General features: G+C 68.0%; 13 protein-coding genes. 9 read left to right on the top strand and 4 right to left on the bottom strand.

The window, feature by feature from the left end:
- Window positions 1-482: 482 nt before the first annotated feature.
- On the bottom strand, window positions 483-1,034 hold the full coding sequence (locus OG948_RS60770) for a hypothetical protein (protein WP_406301020.1): 552 nt from the start codon (window positions 1,032-1,034) through the stop codon (window positions 483-485).
- A 659-nt stretch (window positions 1,035-1,693) separates the two neighbouring features.
- Here OG948_RS60770 and OG948_RS60765 point away from each other — a divergent pair.
- Window positions 1,694-2,029: an Lsr2 family protein gene (locus tag OG948_RS60765; RefSeq protein WP_331733322.1), complete on the top strand. Its 336-nt coding sequence runs from the start codon at window positions 1,694-1,696 to the stop codon at window positions 2,027-2,029.
- Window positions 2,030-2,755: 726 nt separating this feature from the next.
- On the top strand, window positions 2,756-3,424 hold the full coding sequence (locus OG948_RS60760) for a hypothetical protein (RefSeq protein WP_406301019.1): 669 nt from the start codon (window positions 2,756-2,758) through the stop codon (window positions 3,422-3,424).
- A gap of 1,173 nt (window positions 3,425-4,597) precedes the next feature.
- Here the strand turns inward: OG948_RS60760 and OG948_RS60755 are convergent.
- The gene (locus tag OG948_RS60755; protein ID WP_331733318.1) at window positions 4,598-5,389 is read right to left on the bottom strand and encodes a hypothetical protein; all 792 of its coding nucleotides are present in this window, start codon (window positions 5,387-5,389) and stop codon (window positions 4,598-4,600) included.
- Between OG948_RS60755 and OG948_RS60750 the strand changes: the two genes are divergently transcribed.
- The 3 genes from OG948_RS60750 (at window position 5,376) to OG948_RS60740 (ending at window position 10,771) form a co-directional block, all read left to right on the top strand.
- Window positions 5,376-8,525, top strand: coding sequence for an SNF2-related protein (locus tag OG948_RS60750; RefSeq protein WP_406301018.1), 3,150 nt, complete (start codon window positions 5,376-5,378; stop codon window positions 8,523-8,525). The genes OG948_RS60755 and OG948_RS60750 overlap by 14 nt on opposite strands.
- A complete protein-coding gene (locus OG948_RS60745; protein ID WP_406301017.1) occupies window positions 8,522-9,160 on the top strand; it encodes a hypothetical protein in 639 nt (212 codons plus the stop codon). Before OG948_RS60750 ends, OG948_RS60745 begins: the two co-directional genes overlap by 4 nt.
- A 426-nt stretch (window positions 9,161-9,586) precedes the next feature.
- Window positions 9,587-10,771: a cytochrome P450 gene (locus tag OG948_RS60740; protein WP_406301016.1), complete on the top strand. Its 1,185-nt coding sequence runs from the start codon at window positions 9,587-9,589 to the stop codon at window positions 10,769-10,771.
- A 500-nt stretch (window positions 10,772-11,271) separates the two neighbouring features.
- Here OG948_RS60740 and OG948_RS60735 read toward each other — a convergent pair whose 3' ends face one another.
- Window positions 11,272-11,889: a hypothetical protein gene (locus OG948_RS60735; protein ID WP_331733307.1), complete on the bottom strand. Its 618-nt coding sequence runs from the start codon at window positions 11,887-11,889 to the stop codon at window positions 11,272-11,274.
- Window positions 11,890-12,168: 279 nt separating this feature from the next.
- Here OG948_RS60735 and OG948_RS60730 point away from each other — a divergent pair, with 279 nt between their 5' ends.
- Complete coding sequence (locus tag OG948_RS60730) at window positions 12,169-12,687, top strand: hypothetical protein (RefSeq protein ID WP_331733304.1); 519 nt, start codon at window positions 12,169-12,171, stop codon at window positions 12,685-12,687.
- 135 nt (window positions 12,688-12,822) lie between these two features.
- On the opposite strand, the gene OG948_RS60725 is transcribed toward OG948_RS60730, so the two are convergent.
- The gene (locus tag OG948_RS60725; protein ID WP_331733301.1) at window positions 12,823-13,224 is read right to left on the bottom strand and encodes a hypothetical protein; all 402 of its coding nucleotides are present in this window, start codon (window positions 13,222-13,224) and stop codon (window positions 12,823-12,825) included.
- Window positions 13,225-13,472: 248 nt separating this feature from the next.
- Between OG948_RS60725 and OG948_RS60720 the strand changes: the two genes are divergently transcribed.
- The 3 genes from OG948_RS60720 to OG948_RS60710 all read left to right on the top strand — a co-directional run bounded on the left by OG948_RS60720 (window position 13,473) and on the right by OG948_RS60710 (window position 18,418).
- On the top strand, window positions 13,473-13,829 hold the full coding sequence (locus tag OG948_RS60720) for a lasso peptide biosynthesis B2 protein (protein ID WP_406301015.1): 357 nt from the start codon (window positions 13,473-13,475) through the stop codon (window positions 13,827-13,829).
- Window positions 13,830-16,649: 2,820 nt separating this feature from the next.
- Window positions 16,650-17,351 carry an AAA family ATPase gene (locus OG948_RS60715; RefSeq protein ID WP_406301014.1) on the top strand — a complete coding sequence of 234 codons (702 nt, stop codon included), beginning with the start codon at window positions 16,650-16,652 and terminating at the stop codon, window positions 17,349-17,351.
- Window positions 17,351-18,418, top strand: coding sequence for a hypothetical protein (locus OG948_RS60710; protein WP_331733292.1), 1,068 nt, complete (start codon window positions 17,351-17,353; stop codon window positions 18,416-18,418). Before OG948_RS60715 ends, OG948_RS60710 begins: the two co-directional genes overlap by 1 nt.
- Window positions 18,419-18,814: the final 396 nt, after the last annotated feature.

The following is an 18,814-nucleotide window of genomic DNA, read 5'->3' as shown; positions in this document are numbered from 1 at the left end:
AATCGACGTCAACGCGGCACCCAGGTCCTCCCGGGCCTCCGCCGGCAGGCACACCGTCAACCTCACGCCTCCCATGAACCACCCTTCGAACGCGCGACAAGACTCGCCAACGTAGCGGTGGGCAGCGGCCGGCGCACCCGATAATCCGCGGCCTCGTCTCTCCCCCAAGCGTGCGCGCGACCCTCGCCGACACCGCCGTCGGAAGCTCGGTGACGCCGTGCCGAACCCGCGCAGCACGCCCGGGCAAGCGCGGGGCATTCAGCACAGGCAAGTCCACGCTGTCGCGTCGGCCCTCGGGGGACACACACGGGCGGGAGCAACGGCGAAGTCAGCGGCCATGTCGCCCTCGAAAGGCCCGATGTCCACGCGCCCATGGCGCGACTCTCTTCGTGTCCGAAGCGGTGATCACGACATCGGGCACCGACAGGGCCGGCACGACGCGGGCGGGGTCGCCCTGCGGTCCGGACCGGCGATGGACGAGTTCACGCAGACTGGCGTTTGACCACGGCATCACCCGCAGCCGCAGCGGCGACAAAGAACGTCACGAGACGAACAAGCCCCTCGTGCAATGCCTGCCTCACGTCGTCGTCCCATGGCATCAGGAGGTCCAGCGGCGAGTCCTCGTCGTCGGTGAACACCGGTTCCACCTCCCGAACGCGCTGCGCGACGTCGACGCCACTCAGGAACCGAGCGGCCTCGCGAACCTGCGAAGGCTCGAGCACCCACACCACGGAGCCGAGGAACCCGTACTCCGGGTGTTCCGTTCCCTCCTCCCGTACCTCGCCTCCGTAGACGGGGAGTTCGCAGACCCCTTCCTCCCGCTCGCCGAACGTGAGCACCGCGTGCATCAGGTCGCCGATCCGCTCGACCCCCAGCACCATGCCCGCGTCCCGAAGCGGAGCGAACTCCCGGTCGTGCCAGTACGGCACCATCTCCTCCAACTCCCGCGCGGACCCGCCGGCCACCGTCCCACCGGGCAACCGCCGCCAGAAGAAGTTCACCCCCACCGCGACTCCCCCGGCCGCGACGTCCACGCCCTCCAACGAAAGTTCGGCGTGAGCGTGTCGTGGATGCGACCGAGCGGTTCGTGGTGCGGGTCGACCGATCGGAGCCACGGCACCTGCCGGAGCAGGGCGCCGTGTTGCCCGGGGGGCGCCGAGAAGGGCGCGGTCGGACGTGCCGCCGTGGGGGAGAGCTCCGTCGTGGCCCGGCCCGGGTCGGATGCCGCGTCGAAGAAGAGGCTGTAGCGCCTGGGGAGCGTGCGGCCCGCCGCCGGTCGGCGAGGTGCCCGGTTCGGTGACCATGTGCTGCCGGAATTCGGGCCACGACGGGGACGAACTGGTCACGGGCACCACCGCTTGCCCTCGGGGCGGGGGTCGAGGTCGCGGCGCCCGCTGCTCCGCGTCCTCCCTCCAGGCCCTTCTCACACCACCGACGGTGACCTCGGACGAGCCGTTCGGAGCCCCAGCCGTCACCCCGTCCGCCGAATTCGTGGAGGACGGACTCCCTTTTCGTGGAACGCAATAAGGATCATCATTACGGAAATATGGGGAATTTTGTGGTTTCATTGACGTACTACCGTACACGGAGACACAGCCACGTCCGAGAGAACGCACGTCGAGACTTCAAGAATTTGAGATTTCGCCGCCGGGAAACGGGGTAGGTTACACGAATTCGGGGAGAGGAATTTCGCATGGCTCAACACATCTTTACCCAATACACCGACGACATCACCGGAGAGGTCAGCGGCGAAATCAAGACGCACACATTTGCGTTGGACGGCATCACCTACGAGATCGACCTCGGCGAGAAGACTTATCAAGAATTGCTGAACAAGCTGGGCCCGTACCTCACAGCGGCCCGAAAGACCAGCTCCCCGTCACGCATGCAGAGCAAGCGCCGTCTCTCGGCAGGCCACGGGCCAGACCCGGTGGAGGTTCGAAAATGGGCCCAGAGGCGCGGTATCGAAGTCCATGCTCAGGGCCCCATTGCCATCAGCGTTATAGAGCAGTACATGGAAGAACACTGACCGCCGCGAACCTTCACGTATCGGGACGATATCGACAGGGGACGCGGGGTCCTGCTCCTTCCGGTCTTCGCGTCGACACGGCCTCTCGAACCGACCGTTCGTCCACACCACCTTCCATAGGGAGGCGTGACTCTCGTCCGCCTGCTGGGTAGGGCCGTCCCGATCAAAAGAAATTTCAGGCTTCTCCCGTGGGGACTCATGAACAGCGATCTTTACGCTCGAGGCGTATATCGGCGCAGATGCGCCCGGAAGACGTCAAGTCGAATAAACGGCCCACGAAGTCATGATTCTCCACCGTGCCCGGTGGGGCCGTTGATCCATGCGGTGCTGGATGCCTTGGGTGGCGTCAGGCGTCAACCGACGCTTTCGGGGTCGCGCCGCGCAGGGCCGCACGGGGGCAACCGCGGCGGGAAACGCCGGATTCGGGCTGGTCACGGGAGTCCTCCCGTCACGCCCGCTCAGGCGTCTGTCGCGCGTCTCACCACACACTGACGGAGATGAGCATCCAGCGCCGAACCGCGACACACGCTGCGAGACAGAGAAGTGAGCTCCACACCCGACCACGCGAGCACTTCCTTGTGGCAGAACCAGAGCCATGTCCTGGACCGCAGCACTGCGAGCAAACCCCTTGCAAAACAACGGATTTCTTCTGCCGACTCGCGGGGGCCGGGGCATCTGCTGGCACACTGGCCTAGTCGTGTGTCATCTCTGGCGTGGGGGTACTCGGTGAAGCGCAAGGTCCTTTTGGCAGCCTGTCTAACGACCATGGTGACTGCATCGGGTTGCGGAGCCGAGAGCGGGGACGGAGCCCCCACCACCAGCTCCGTCGAGGACGCGGGAACCAACACCGGTACCGGTACCCCCCTCCATGCGGGGCTGCGCCTGGTCCTCCCCGACACCCTCGGCTCCGGCCGCTATTCCCGCGACGTCACCGTGCAACCGTCGACCACGACCCGTGAAGCCACACAGACCCTGATCACAGCTGGTGTCGGCAATCCCGTCATCGTCAACGGCGTGTATGTACAGGCCGGCAACACCAGCGGTGCCCTGCGAATCGACGGCGCATACGGCGCATTGTCCGACCCCGCAAAGGCCCGGGACGCGCTTCTCCAGGTACTGGCCGCAAGTGAACACAGCACGCCCGTCCCAAATACCGCCCGCACGATCCTTCCCTCAGGCGCAACCGAACCTCTCGTGTGTCAGGTGGTTTCCGTCGAGGACCAGCGTGCCGGGGCCACCGTAACGGCACCGGTCTGCGCGTGGACCGATACCTCCACGACAGCCCGGGTCCTCCGTGGCGGTGGCAACGGCGATCAGACCACGGGTGCCCGCATCGACTTGGACGCCTACGCTGCGGAAGTAGATCGCATTCGTGCCGAAATACGGATCGGCTAACGGAAGCGCTCTCAGGCGCTGCCGACATTGAGCTTGCGTCGGGGAGGAACCTTGGTTGCGCCGTGAAGCGCTGCAGTTGGACTGGAGGTGATGAAGGAACACCGCCTCCGCCCACAGTCCCGGCCTCCTTCGATCCCGAGCAAGTCTGGATCGACGGACCCACAGGGTGCATAGTCAGCCGGCCGTCATCCCCGGAGACCGCCCCAACCAAGGGTTCACGGCTGTACGTTGGCCACTTGCTTGCCACCGATCAAGCTGCGTTCCGCCTGTTTCGCGCGCCGAGGGCCGTTCCTCTGGGCAGAGTCGGTGAACTCCAATCGTGCTTGCGTGAAAGCCTTGGCGAACCGAGTTGAGCGTGGGCCGTCGTTCGTCGCGCGAACAATCAGGTGAAGGGGAAGACCATATGTCCGTGGACGGGTTCAGGCCGACTCGCCCCCGCGACGAGCGGAAACGGTACCTCGCTGGCCGGCCGCAAGACCGTCCGAACCGCCCCCTCTCTGTCGGTGTGCGGTGAGACGCTCGCCCAAGTGGCCAAATCCGTGCCAGCGCCGTTGCCACATTCGCCATACCAGGCGTGGGCTCCATGTTGTTCCACAACCCCGCACGGGGTGAGCGGCGGCACGAGATCGGCGAGGATGGCAACATCGGCTCGCGAAAGGTGCCATCAACTCGCCCAGGTCAATGAGTAGGCACCCAGCAGCCCGGCCATCCGCATGGCCAAGGGCGCCTCCGCCTACTTGGAGGGCCATCCGACCTGTCGACTTCGTGCGACGCGTGTGAATCGAGAGAATGCCGCACCGGACCCCGGGAGGAATATTGGTTGCGCAGCCCGCCGTCTTCATCCACGATCGACGGTCCTTCGCCTCAGAGACGGAAGACCTGGCCGCACTCGACGCGGCCACGTGGAGCGAGCGGTTGGCCCGTGCGTGTGTCGACCGCCGGACGTGCGCAGAGCTCTGCGCCGAGGCCATCCGCCGGACCGCCGCCGGGACCATGTCCCTGCGGGACATGCGTATGGTCCTGCTGGTCGCGGACGAGGACAAACAATGGGCGAAGGTACGCGCGTCGATCATGGCGCGCCTGATGGACCGCGTCGAGACCATGCGCGAAATCCTGCACCTGCACAGCCAGTTGGAGATGTGGCCCCCGCTCGCATTCCTCGACTCCGACCAGTCACCGGGTGCCAGCTTCACCCACAAGAGCCGGGCCCGCACGGGGATGCCGGGTCATGAAATCACCGGCCCCGCACGCAAGGGCCGTTCCCGGGAACACGCGCGCACCCGCGCGGCGACGAGTCTTCTTGCCGTCCTGGCCGGGGTTGCGGATCCCCACGCGCACGGCGCCCCGCCGGAGCGCCGCCCCGCCGGCCAATCGGGCCTGGGGATGGAGGCCTTCGAGTACCTCCTGTGCGATCGGCTGCATGCCGACGACCCCGGACCGGTGCTGCTCGAGGAGATCCTCGTCCATGCCGCATGCGGCCGGTTTCGCCATCGACACCTTCACGACCTGCTGTTCCGCGTCGACGGGCCCGGGTGGCGGCAAGCGCGCATCGCCGCCCTGGACGTGGTCGCCAACCGCAACGGCCTCGCCGGAACGTTGCTGGGCAAGCATGCCGCCGTCCTCGGTCGCCCGCTTCCCGTCTATCACGAAAACACTCGACACCAAGGCCCCGTGCGCGTCGTCGAGGTCACCGCCGGCTTCGACCCCGGCACCGGTCTCGTCCGCGGCGCACCCCAGACTTCGACCGGCCGCAAGGGCGCGCGCAACCGCGCGATGGTGAGTCTGGTCGCCGCCCTGACCGGCCTGCCCGAACAATGCGCGCGCGCCCGACCCGCCGGACCCACGCGAAACCGACACCACGACCGCAGCGACGACAAGCCCTCGCAAGACCAACGCGACACCTTCGAAGGCCAAGCGCACCAACGCGCTGATGGACCTGAACCAATTGAAGATGGACGCAGTCATCACCAAGCCCGAGTGGCAGTACCACCCGTCCCACAGCCCCGGCCGATCCGAGTTCACGTGCACGGGCACCTGCCGCATGCACGGCCGACTCGTCGACGCCTCCGGCCGGGGACGGTCGAAGGCCGAAGCCCGCATGGCCGCGGCACAGGTGCTCGTGGAGCGGGTCCGGAACATGCCCCCGCCCACCGGCGAGCCTCCCGGTCTCGTCCCGCCGCCGCGACGCGCGCCCGGCGAACAGCACGGATCTCACGCCGCGTCTTGGCCCCGGCCCGCCACGGGCCCTCACACCACCCCGGACGCCGGCGACACCGTGTCCTTGCCCACCGCCTCGGACGTCGCCGTCGAGGCGCTCGCGACCGGATGCGCCCTGACGGTCGACTCCGACCGCGACGGCGTCCGATTCCTGATCTACCGGCCCGACGGCCGACCCATGCCGCACCTACCGCTGCCGGACCCGATGCACCCCGCGATCCGCGACCTCGCCCTGGGCCACGCCGCCGGCGCACGGCGCGCAAGCGTGACCTGCTGGGTCCTGCCCCTGTCGGCGGCCGTCCCGGCGCTGGTGCCCACACTCCCCGCGGGCGCCCATCCCTCGGCGCGGGCCTGGGCCGCAGCGGCCCGGCTCGGACTCGAACTGATCGCCGCACGCGCGCTGTACCCCACCCTGGACGACGACGACCGCGACACCTGGTGCCTCGCGACGCACAACGGCCCGGCCCGGCAAACCCTGCGCGACATCACCGACGCCATGCCCCCGCACGCCCACTGCCGCGCCGTCCCGAACTCCCCGAACGACCCACTCCACATCGACACCGCCGACGAGGCCGTCGACGCCTTCCTGCGCGCCCTCGCCGACCACATGCTGCGCCCGCCCGGCGCGCCGGTACTCTTCGGCGCCGGCCCCTTCACCAACCCCGGCCCCGGCGACGCTCAACACCTGCGACCGTGGACCGATGCCGTCGAGGACACCCTCGACCCGGCGCCGCCCCCCGGACTCCACCTGCACGTCCAGCCACCCGACGGGACGGACGCCGCCACGGGAACGCTGCGCGCCACCCTGCTGCTGCAGCTCGAGCATCGCGATCACCCCGTGCCCGCCCACGACGTGTGGTCCGGCCACCACCACCCCGACGCGCGACACCTGCGCGCGCGTACACGACGTGCGCTGCGCCGTATCGCAGACGGCTGGGGCCCCGCCGAACGCCTCGCCGCGCAACCCGCACCCGCGGTGGTCCGGTTGACCGCGTCCGAGGCCGTCCGACTCGCCGAAGCCCCGCCCGCGAACCTGACGATCTCGTGGCCCGCGGACATGATCGGGGCCCTGACCGCGCGCACCGTCGTCGGCATCCGTTCCGGCAGCGGCCCCACCCGCCTGGGCCTGGCCGAACTCCTCGACTTCCGGTGGGAACTAGCCCTGCACGGGCGGACGTTGACCGACGCCGAGATGGACTCCCTCGCCGAGGCCGCCCGCCCCCTCGTGCGGCTGCGCGGCACCTGGATCCTCGTCGACGACGCCTCAACCCAGCGTGCCGCCCACCCCCACCTGGCCCCGCTCGAACCCGTCGACGCCTTGGGCGCGGCACTCACGGGCTCCGTCACCATCGACGGCCACATGTACCCCTGTGCCCCCGCGGACGGCCTGGCCGAGCTGGTCGCCACGCTGCGCGCCGCGACATCCGACGCCCACCCCGTGCCGCTGCCCGACACCCTCGCCGCCGAGCTGCGCACGTACCAACACCGCGGCCTCACCTGGCTGGCACGCGTCACCGGCCTCGGCTACGGAGCCTGCCTGGCCGACGACATGGGGCTCGGCAAGACCGTCACCACGATCGCCCTGGCCCTCCACCGACGAGCCACCGGCATCTCCACCGGCCCGACCCTGGTCGTGGCCCGGACATCCGTCGTGACCAACTGGATCCGCGAGATCCGCAGATTCGCCCCCGCCACCCCCGTAATCGCCTACCACGGACCCGGACGCACCCTGGCCGACCTGACGCCCGACACCATCGTGGTGACCACCTACGGCATCGTCCAACGCGACACCGCACTCACCGACATCTCTTGGGACCTGATCCTGGCCGACGAGGCACAGAGCATCAAAAACCCGTCGAGTGCCGCCGCGCGCCGCCTGCGCGAGGTCCGCGCCCGAGCGCGCGTCGCCATCACCGGCACACCCATCGAAAACCGCACCGACGAACTCTGGGCCCTCATGGACTGGACCAATCCGGGCCTGCTGGGCACCCGCACGACCTTCCGCGCCCGATACGGACGCCACGCCGAACGCGACACCACCGGCGACGCCGCCCGCCGACTCGGCCTCCTGGTGGGCCCCTTCCTCCTGCGTCGCCTCAAAACCGACCCCGGAATCGCACCCGAACTCCCCGACAAGCTCCACGAACGACACATCGTCCGGCTCACCCGCGAACAAGGAGCCCTCTACGAGGCAGCCGTACGCGAAACCATGGCGGCCATCACCGAATCCGCGGGCATCGCCCGACACGGACTCGTCGTACGCCTGCTCACCGCACTGCGCCAGATCTGCAACCACCCCGCCCACTACCTCAAGGAACCCGGACCCGACACTCCCGGCGCCACGCAGCACTTCGCCGCACGATCGGCGAAACTCGCCGCCCTGGACGACGTCCTCGACCAGATCACCGCCTGCGGCGAATCCACGCTGATCTTCACCAGCTACGTCGCCATGGGCCGGCTGCTCGACGCCCACCTGCGCGCCCGCGGCCTCGCACCGAACCTCCTCCACGGCGGCACCCCACCCACCGCGCGGCAACGCATGATCGACGACTTCCAAGCCGGCGGGACACGCGTACTGATCCTGTCCGTCAAAGCCGCCGGCGCCGGACTCAACCTCACCCAGGCCACCCACGTCGTCCACTACGACCAGCAGTGGAACCCCGCCGTCGAGGACCAGGCCACCGACCGCGCCCACCGCATCGGACAACGCCGCGCCGTCACCGTGCACCACCTCGTCGCCGAAGCCACCCTCGAAGACCGCATCGCCGACCTCCTCCACCACAAACGCGCCCTCGCCGACGCCATCCTGGCCACCGACAACCGCACCGTCACCGACCTCACCGACCAGGAACTCGTCGAACTCGTCACCCTCGGGACCCCATGAGCACCCCCGCACACGAAGCCTTCCACCGGTGGCACACCCGCCCCCGCAGCACGACCCCGGCACACGCCCGCAACGCCCCGGCGCCCCCGCCCCTCGACACACCCCGACAGGACCCGCCCCGCCCCGCCCCCACCGCCGACGCCCTGAACCTCCTCACCCGCGACGCCGCCCGCCGCGCAACCGCACTCCTGCGCGGCGACACAAGGGCGCAGACGCACCCGGACCCGCTCCACGACGCCGCCCGCATGCTCACCCACCCCGACAACCAGCCGTACCTCCAGGACGCCGCCGCAGCGCTGAACCTGTCCACCGTCGAGATGAAGCACCTCGCCCTCGCCCACGCCCACGGCGGCCCCGCCAACGTCGACGTCACCAGGAACCGCCGCACCACCAACCCGGCACACCTCGCCGACGCCCAACACGCCATCCAACCCCTGCGCCCCGCACCGACGGCAACCCTCGTCGGCGAGGACAACCGCCTCACCGACGCCGCAGCACGAATCCAACTCCGCTACGGAGACGGCCGCTGGTATCCCTTCGTCGACTGGCACGGCACCTGGCGTCCCGTCGCCGGCCACTCGACCAACCCCGCCAACGCCTACACCGGAGCCCGCCGCGCCCTGCGCCGCCCCTGACCACACATCCCACGAATCGATCGGGCCAGGAACCCGCACACCCAAGGGCGATGCCGGCCACATGCTGCTCGATGACGCTCATGTCGTCACGGTCGCTTTCGATCGAGCACGATGACGGACAGGCACAACGGCCGGCTCTGGCATCAGCCCGGGGCACGGCGACAACCGGGCGGACGTGGGAGCAGGACCGGTGGGCGGGGGACAGGGTGTCAGCGGTGGTGTGGGGTGGCCCAGACGCTTGATGTGTCTCCCGGGCGTTGGTCGTCAACGCAGGACGCCAGAGATCATCGGTTCTTGCGAAGTGTCGGTTGTGCTCTTGACCCGCTTCGAAGGTCATCCGACGATGGCAACCTCCATCCCGATCACCTCCCCGGCTGCGCTCGTGCGTACACGGGGGCCGTCGGTACTCCGACGAAGGGCGCTGCGATGCCTGCCTCTGCCTCCAGGATGGACCTCTTTGCCGATCCCGTCCTGGCCGATCCGTACCCGGCCTACGCCCGACTGCGCGAGCTCGGCGCGGTCGTCCGCCTGGACGCGCACGCCGTCTGGGCCCTGCCCCGGCACGCCGACGTCGCCGCCGTCCTGCGCGACCCGGGCACCTACTCCAGCGAACGCGCCCTCGCGCTGACCGACGAGGTCAACGACCTGGTCCTGACCGGTTCCGTAGTCGCCAGCGACGGCGCCGTGCATGCCCGGTTGCGTCGGGTCCTGTCACGGCAACTCGCGCCTCGCGCCCTGAAGTCGCTCACCACCGGCATGCACGCACACGCCCACGTGCTGGTGGCCGCCCTCCCCCGCGGCGAGGTCTTCGACGGCGTCGCCGACCTGGCCGCCCCGTTCGTCGCCGACACCGTCATGCGCCTGACCGGCCTGCCCGAACAGGACCGCGCCCACGTCCTCGACCTCGCCGAAGCGGTGTTCGACGTGTTCGGGCCCGACAACGCGCGCACCCGGGCCGCGATGCCCCGCGCCGAGCGGATGTTCGCCTACCTCGACCAAGTCGCGACGCGCGAGCGGATCGCCCCCTACAGTTGGCTCGGCGCCGTCCACGCCGCCGCCGACCGGGGCGAGATCGACGAGGAGCAGGCCGTCCAACTGATGCTCTCCTACACCGTCGCCGGCATGGACACCACCATCCTCGCCATCACCACCGCCCTCCACCTGCTCGCCTGTCATCCCGAACAGTGGGACCTCGTCCGCGCAGGCGCCGTGGCGAGCGACGCCGTGCTCGCCGAGGCGCTGCGGCTCGAGGCCCCCGTGCAGTTCTTCGGCCGCCGCACCACCCGCGACGTCCACATCGGCGACACCCTCGTCCCGGCCGGCGATCGAGTCCTCCTGCTCTACGGCTCCGCCGGACGCGACCACGCCAAATGGGGGCCCACCGCGGACGACTTTGATATCACCCGCCCCGACTGTCGCGACCACCTCGCCCTCGGCCTCGGCGCCCACCACTGCGCAGGAAACCACCTGGCGGCCATGGAATTCGATGCCATACTCACCGCCCTGACCGCCCGCTTCCGCACCCTGGCCCCCAGCCCCGCCCACCCCTCGATCCGCCGACTCCACAACATCCTCCGCGGCCCGCGCGCCCTGCCCCTGATCGCCGCCTGAGGCACGCGTTCGGATCGTGAAGTGGTCATCCTGCAGGTGCCGCCTCAGCGCTGGATGGATGAGGCCACACGGCCCTTCAAAGCCGAAAACGCGACTGCGCGCCACGGCGGACTGCCCGATCGGGACGGGTCGTCGCGGGGTCTTGGTCCGTCGTCTGCGGCGACCTGCAGATGCCAGCCCCTCGAGACGGGCCGTTCGGTGTCCGAGGGCTGGCCGCACGGGGGTCGGGCCGCCTTAGGGCGCCGGGTGGTGCGAAATGGCGCTGCACTACGGCGACATCGACGCGGCCCCGCAAACACCTCTACTGGCTGCGGCGCCAAGCAGATAGGTGGCCGAACGAACCGGCCTCCCCTGCCGGGACCCGGACACTATCGCCTCGACCCCTCCTGATCCTGATGTCGGCTGCTCGAATTCGACCGCTGCCCGGTGCCGCCACTGTGGCGGAAGCTCTCGCCTGCCGCCCGAGCGCCGCGTTACCGTCCGATCTTTCCGGTAACTCATCACGGGTAACGGAGATGGGCGGGCACTTCGGGCATGCCCACTCCGTGGGTGTGTTCCCACTGCCACAGGGTCCGCTTGCATCGCGCGCATTTGGCCTGGAGGGACATCTCGGCCGCCGCAACGGTTGCCAAGCCGTAGTCGTCACGTTCCCCGGTCGCCTCGATGTAGGCGTCCAGAAGGATCTTCGTCCAGCGCCACCACCACTCGGTGGTGTCGCGGCGCGGGGGCAGGACGATCGGATGCAACGTGTGAGGCTTGTCGGGCGCCGTCACCCCGAGTTCGTCCAGGCGCTCGGACAATGTCGACGACAGACACGTCAGATGCTGCGGACCGTAGTACGACCAGCCGTGCCGGACGCGCAGTCCTTCGCGGCCTGCGGTGAGCAGCCGGGTGACCTCCTCGGGGGTCTCGTCGGTGTCTTGGGCCAGGCGTTCGCAGGTGGCGCCGGCCGCGACGTGGAGCAGCAGCAGGTGGACGCCCCGAAATCGGGTTTCGTCCGCGCGGAGGTCCGCGAGTTCGCGTTCCCGGCGAGCGATTTCCTTGGGGACCTCGCGGTAGGCGTCGAGGACGGCGTCGTGGGGCGTGCGCGGGCGCGGCCCGCCGATGAAGGTGGACACGTCATGTCTCCGAGGGCTCGTGGCGGTCCCGAATAGACCGCGAATGAAGCCGCCGGAGCGGACGAGAGCCGGGAAGCGGTCCCAGTATGCCGCCTTCGCCCGACACCGATGGCCGCGCCGCGCAAATTCGGCGGTGGGGTCGGTTCCGGGCGGGCGGATCGAGACCCGCCCACCCGGAGGGCATAAGCGATTATATGTCCGATATTGGTGGTGCGTTCTCCTCCGGTTCTGGCGGCGCGACGGGGACGTCGCGTCGCGCCGCCGGGGTGGCCCCGTGGCGTGCGGGTGCCGGATGAGGACGAGGCGGACGCGGTTCCGGCGGCGGCACGGCAGGCGCTCGGCGCCACTCTCCAGTGGCTGATCGATGCCCGGGCGAGGGGGTTGCGGATGGGCGTGATCTCCGGGCCCGACGATTGTGTACGGTATGCCGCGGAGGCGACAGGCTGGTCGGTCCGGGAGCTGAAGGAACTCCTTGAGGCAATGCCTGCATCCGAGGACGAAACCGCCTGCGACGTTGGCGAACTGGGCAATGTGGCCTTGGCGCGGATGGTGCGAGGCTACGGATACCACCATCCCCTCGGCTCCGCAGAACTGCACCGCCGGTTCCCTCACTTCAAGGACGTGCACGACGCCTGGAGCGAGACGAGTCCGCCGCTCGACGAGGACCCGCTGATGCTGCGTGGCCCCTCCACGAACGAGGACATTCGGTGGGACGAGGATCCGGCCCATTTCGGGTTTCTACGGGTGAGGGCGCTGTACCGGAAGTTGGTGGACGACATTGCGGCCAGCAGGCCGTAATAACGCGCCCCGATCGAGTGATGCCCGCGGAGGCGAACAGAACGCGGTTGCCGGGGGTTCCGGGCTGATCAGGCCGCCGGGCCCCCGTGCGGGCTGCCGGCCCACACGACCGGCTGCGGTGGTGGACGGCTCGTCCTACACCGTGCCGGTCGGGAGGTTGGACGCGCTGTCGATCGCGCCCTGCCACTGGTCGGGGCCCAGCGGGGTCGAGGTGCGGATCTCTTCCTCGTCGTCGTATACGTACCACAAGGTCTCGGCCACGTGGCTGGCGATGCCGTACGCCAGGTCGGCGCGGGCATAGTCCTCGGCGGGCGGCAGGTCCGAGGTCACCTCGGGCTCGGACCCGGGGTCCCACCGCAGCAGCAGCTCCGCCAGGTGGCTGGCGCAGGCGGGGCGAGACCTCTCGATACCGCCGGGCCCGCCGACGATGTGCCCGAGCGGGCCGGGCACGCCGTCGGTAATGATGCACGGGTACACGGATCCGTGGCCGGTGAGGCAGCGGTCCGGCTGCGGTTCGTGGTGGGTGGGCTCGGACATGGTGATCTCCGATTCGGCACCCGGCGAGGAGCGGCAACAGGGTAGATGTGCTGTGTTCGGGTTCCCGAGCACAGCGCAACATCGCGTCCTCCCTGCGCAGTTGCGGAAACGCGAGTGCCGCTCACGGCAACGAAATTGCCGGGAGCGGCATCATCCCCGCGCGGGGAGCATTACGGCTTGTAGCCGCGCTTGCCCATCGAATCGGGAGTCATCTCCGCGTGCGCGGGGCCTACGTCTCGTCCTGCCCGGTGCCTGAATCACGAGCCACCCCCACCGGCGCGGGGACTTCACCACTGGTCGAGTCGAATGGAATCGGGCTGGCGGCTCACCCCCACCTCGGCGGGAACACCGCCTGCCTGCCCCGCGCCCTCGCGGCGTTCCTGTTCTGCCGGTCCCAATGCCTAGCCGCGACCGTCGTGATCGGCGTCGCCGACGCGCGGACCGTCCACACCTGGTTGGAGGCAGAAAGCCGGCCTGCGGGCGAAGCGTCCGATCCCACCGGCGTCTTCACGCCGACCCACGCCTACGGCGCCGCCTCGCACCGCGGTGTCCCCGCCGACTTTGCCCGCCCCGTACGCACCTCGGCCCGAAGGACACCCCGATGACCACCTCCCCCACCGCAACCGCCGCCGAGCGGGCACACGCCCGAGCCCTCGCCGCACTCCTGGCCACCCAGGAACCCGAACTCCACCCCGCCGTGCCCGCTCTGTTCGCGCGCGTTCTCCGCGACCTGTTCCTGCCCGGCCTGTACCGCGCCGGCCGATACACGCCCGTCGACCACACCGCCGGCGCCTACCCGGACGAACTGCTGAGCTGGTCTACGGCAACTGGCACTCGGCCGCCTCAGCGACGAACGCCTGCTCACCGACATCCCCGACCCCGGACCCAGGGGTCTGGTCGCACTCGCCACCCGCACGCACAACCTCGACCACCAACGGCTCGCGCTGCGCCACCCCCACAGCCGTCCCGACGGACTCGTCGTCACCCTGGCACCCCACACCGCCCGCATGCTTGCGGGACCTGACAACCCTGCTGCGCCGACGACGGCAATTCGGCCACTGGGGCATCCGCGACACCGAACTGCTCGCCCTGCTCGCCCACAACTCCCGCGGCAACGCCGGCAAACTCGCCACCGCCTGGCACGCCGCCTCGAAGACAACTGGCGATGTCTGGAGGACGCGGGCCGCCTGGGGCCGACGGCCGCACCACTGCTCTCCCTGGTCGAAGGCTTCCTCACCGCCGACAACGCGTGGACGCGGCTGCACGCCGCCGAAGCCCACTGGCGCATCACCGGCGACCGGGCCACAGCCATGCCGATCCTGACCGATCTCGCCGAAGCGCTCCCCCTGCCCACGCTCGAAACGCTCCTCGCAATCGGCCCGCCCCTACCCGGCCCGCCTGCGACCGCACCTGGGCCACCACCGACCGTCGCGTACTGCCCTGCGACAGCACGTTCGCACCACTAACCGGACTGCCGCCGGGCACCCGACTCCGCGCTGCGGCAATGTGGATGCTCACATGAAGCGCGTGGGGTCAACCGTCGTTGTGATCAGAACGGTTACAGCACGCTCCTGGCGCCAATTGCGGTCCGACTACGTGGTCGCTGGCTCTCGGCCCCCGGCAGGCTATGGAGCCCATTCGGTGGATAGCCGCACACTCGTCGTGATCGTAAGCACGGCCGATCCCGGGATTCCCGAAGCCGCTCCTGCCCCTGACGGTTGGTAGCGTCCAGTGCACCGTCAACCGCAGTCGACATCCACTCGTGGGTGGCGCCGGACTTCAGCGGCATGACGCATTCAAGACAGCTGAACAACCATGGGACCCTCTCCTGTGCCGACGTCGCAGGATCGCTCAGCGCACGCTCGCCTGAGAGCAAGCTAGTGGGGCATCCTGGAACGACCCCGCCGAGTCCGAGGGCTTGCTGTGACCCGGGCCTGCGCCGAGGTCGACGGGTCTGGCGTCTGGTCTGTCTCCTATGTTGTGAATTTGTGAATGCCACCGTGCCGGCCGGGGCCAACCCCGCCGAGCCGGAGCCGACACCACGAACAAGCCGCCGTCGCTCCGGCTGGCATACATGTGCTGTGCATCAGCCGAAGCCGCGTACCCATCCCGAGCGGCCATCACCCTCCGTGTACAGGCTCGGCCCCGTGGGGCCTCGCGGCCATTGAGGCCGCCAGCGTTGCGCCAGCCAGCCAAGATCAGTGTTGACCTCAGGCATTTAATGCGCATAACGGGCTTAGCTCTCTATATACAGCAAGAGTTATTTTCTAGGCATTTAATTTATTCTATGGCTAATTACTTCTTTCGCTGGATATCTGACGGGATCCACATCTGCAAGGACTGCGGTTGTGTGGCGCGACCGCTGGATCTGGAGCCGCGCCACACAGCAACCGCAGCTCGTGCAGCCATAGGCGCGACCGCACGGAAGGCGGGGCTCGGCAACACAATGCCGGTCCTTGAAGTCCACCAACGAGCGGCGCCGCAAACCCACGCCGCACAATGTTGGTGAATGTCGAGCACTTTCCCACACCGAATTCGCGTGTTGTGCCATTCAACAACCACACGCGCTGCCGAATGCGGTACACCAAGTCCGTTGAAGCGACCCCCTCTCCCTCGTCGAGGTCCTCCTACGTCCGGCGAACGAATGTAACGGTAGTGCAAAATAGTGCCTCTGACCTGCACTTTCACATATTCACAACCTGGGCTACAGACCGGGAGACGGACTCACGCTGTGAATGTCCGGCTTTTCGAGCGAGGGGGAGGCTGAAGATCAAAAAATCACACGGAAGGTCTCTAGAAATAGAGAAGCAATGGACTTCAAAGAAGATCGACAAGGAGCGCGTCAAATTACGAAAGAGCCATCGCGCGGAAAGGCGTTTCTACGATTAAAAGGAAGGCGTGTTCGAATCTAGTGGGCGCGACACGCTATTGCAGCGGAAGCTTGCGCGCAGAGAGGTCGGCTTCTGCTAACGTACGCCAGCAGTGCTCACGGTTCATTTCAGGTCGAAGGACCTCATCGAACCGCAGAGAGAGTCATCGAGACTGCGGAGAGTCGACATTGAACATGACGGACGTCTCACTCCCTGCGCTCCAAGCTCTGTCGAGCTTCAGGACGGCATTCCCCGGACTGCCTTCCGAACGGTGTTGCACGGCGCTCGGCCGCGCAGGAAACCACCTGTAAACCATTGACTCGCCCGGAAGATCGACGCGTCCGCTCGCATCGGTCCGCATGAACCCAGGGCTAACCAGTCAAAACCCACTCGCCACAGGACCATCGAGGCCTTCTCATGAAATCGACACAAGCCGTGCCTGTTCCCACACAGACATCTGTCACTCAGGCTGATCCGCGTTCACGCGAGGGGGAAGATCGCAGCTGGGAACGGTTGCTCATCATCCCCGAGACACTTCCTGCTCCGCTGCGGCGAATGATTGAACTGCTCGACCCGGATCTGCAGATGGTCGTGTTGGCCGCACTCAACTCGCCGAACGGGGTCCAGCTCACCATCGCCAACGCGAAGGGTGGGGTCATGAAGACGACGTTTGCCGTCTACGCCGCTCTCATGCTCGCGTTGACGGGCGAGCAGGTGCTTCTGGTCGACGCTGATGACACCAACCGGACCTGCCTGAAGTGGAACCGTCTCGCAGGTGAAGCGTGGCCGAAGAACGTCATGGTCGTCGGTTGGGCTGATGACGCTCTGCGCACCCGTATCGAGAACGCACGCGCCAACCATCGCCACATCATCGTCGATGTGGGACCGTCCGATACGACCCTCATCAAGCAGGCATGGCTTGCCACCGGACATGGCGTCGTCCCCACCCAGCAGTACCCAGGGGACGTGGTGCAGCTGCCCACTACCTTCCAGCTGCTTCGGGAACTGACTGAGCCGGTCAAGCTCCAGGTGCTCCTGTCTCGGGCCTTTCCCGCCCGCAAGTCCTTCACCAATGCCGTGAACCACATCAGTGGCCAGGGGTATCCCTTGTTGAAGGGGCATGTACCGCACTTGGAGTACATCGCGGAGGAGTGGGGTGCCCTGCCAGCCGAGTTCACACACTTCGCAGAGGTCGTCGCCGAGATCCTCGGCGTGCCGCGGCACGAGATCGAACGTCGCATGAAGCAGGCCGCCTGATGGCCAGCGCACGCAAAAAGAAGCAGAACCCTTTTGAGGTCATCGCTGAGATGGAGAACCAGGGCGTTCTCAAGGACATCGACGGGGCCGGTCACACGGGCAACGCGGCGACTGCGCCGAGCGACAGCCCTCCGACCCCGGTGTCGTCACCCCCGACTGTTGTTGCCGACGCTGCACCAGCGACAAGCGAACAGTCACACCACCCGCTCCCGGCCAGCGAGGCAACCGCCACTCCACAGCCCGCCCAGGAAACCGACCAGCCACCGGCCCCCGCGCTGCGCTCGGTGCCGTCACCCCCGACTGTTGTTGCCGACGCTGCACCAGCGACAAGCGAACAGTCACACCACCCGCTCCCGGCCAGCGAGGCAACCGCCACTCCACAGCCCGCCCAGGAAACCGACCAGCCACCGGCCCCGGAACCGGTGGCAGCGCAGCACGAGCAGGCAGTCCTGAATCGGTCGACGGCCGTCTCGGTGCCGTCTCTCAACTACGACGCCATCGAGGCCATCGCGCAGGGCAACCGACCTGTGATCAGCTCGCCGTTGCCGTACTCCCCGGCAACGGCCAACGGTGCCAACCTCCCAGGGGGCCTCCGGGCGCTCATGCAGGATCGCCCCGTCTACTACACGCTTCTCGGCGAGTCTTTTGCGGCGAGCATTCAGGCGCGAACCGCTCGCGTGAAGCACAAGAAGAAGAGTCTCCGCATCTACGAAGACCTCGCGCACGCCCTCACTATGCAGAGCATTCGCGACAAACGTCAGCTTGACCTCAAAGGCCTCGCCGTAAGCCACTACGTGGATGCCGCGTTGACCGTCGGTCGGGGAGCGGAGACGACAGACCAGCTGGTGACGCTGGCGCATCAGGAGCGGGACAACAGGATCGCGGATGCGTCGGAAAACCTTCCCAACCATTACACGCTCTCGCCGACGAATGCCGCCTGGCTCGATGAAGTCACGGACGACATGACGGCACTCGGCAGCAAGGGCATGCAGGCATACCTCGTGAACGCCCTCGTAAGGCACTTCCTTGCGAACCTCAGCAACGAGGGAGCGCGGGCCCCACGCTGATCCGGAGACCTGACCGCCTCGCGGGCGGCATCCCCTTGACCGGGGATGCCGCCCGCTTGGCGTTTCCGACGCGCGCGACACTGCCGTCCGGGTCTTCCTCGCCGCCCCCCGATTCGAAGGTCAGGGGATCGGGTTGTGCGCTGCAGTGCCACCAATACCGGCGATGCGTAGGAATGTCCTACGCAAAGTGTCCTGCCTGGTTGGTCGTGCGGCCGCCCGCACTCCCGTCGCCGCCATGCGACCAGGGGCAGCCTGGGCATATGCAAGCTTTTGACCAGCGCATTTCTCACAAGAACTTCTGCCGTCGGCGTGTCGCCACGAGCCTGCTTGACGTTTCTGCAAGGCTCAGTCTTGAGTCTCGACAGCAGATTACGTACGAGGGTCGTATGCTTCTCG

The sequence above is a fragment of the Embleya sp. NBC_00888 genome (assembly GCF_045207655.1).
Classification (GTDB): Bacteria; Actinomycetota; Actinomycetes; order Streptomycetales; family Streptomycetaceae; genus Embleya.
This window is presented reverse-complemented; position numbering and strand designations above follow the sequence as displayed.

Excerpts from the sequence above, each read along its gene's own strand:
- OG948_RS60765 (WP_331733322.1), top strand. The coding sequence starts at position 1,694 with ATGGCTCAACACATCTTTACCCAATACACCGACGACATCACCGGAGAG.
- OG948_RS60750 (WP_406301018.1), top strand. The coding sequence starts at position 5,376 with ATGGACGCAGTCATCACCAAGCCCGAGTGGCAGTACCACCCGTCCCAC.
- OG948_RS60755 (WP_331733318.1), bottom strand. The coding sequence starts at position 5,389 with ATGACTGCGTCCATCTTCAATTGGTTCAGGTCCATCAGCGCGTTGGTG.
- OG948_RS60745 (WP_406301017.1), top strand. The coding sequence starts at position 8,522 with ATGAGCACCCCCGCACACGAAGCCTTCCACCGGTGGCACACCCGCCCC.
- OG948_RS60740 (WP_406301016.1), top strand. The coding sequence starts at position 9,587 with ATGCCTGCCTCTGCCTCCAGGATGGACCTCTTTGCCGATCCCGTCCTG.
- OG948_RS60725 (WP_331733301.1), bottom strand. The coding sequence starts at position 13,224 with ATGTCCGAGCCCACCCACCACGAACCGCAGCCGGACCGCTGCCTCACC.
- OG948_RS60715 (WP_406301014.1), top strand. The coding sequence starts at position 16,650 with ATGATTGAACTGCTCGACCCGGATCTGCAGATGGTCGTGTTGGCCGCA.
- OG948_RS60710 (WP_331733292.1), top strand. The coding sequence starts at position 17,351 with ATGGCCAGCGCACGCAAAAAGAAGCAGAACCCTTTTGAGGTCATCGCT.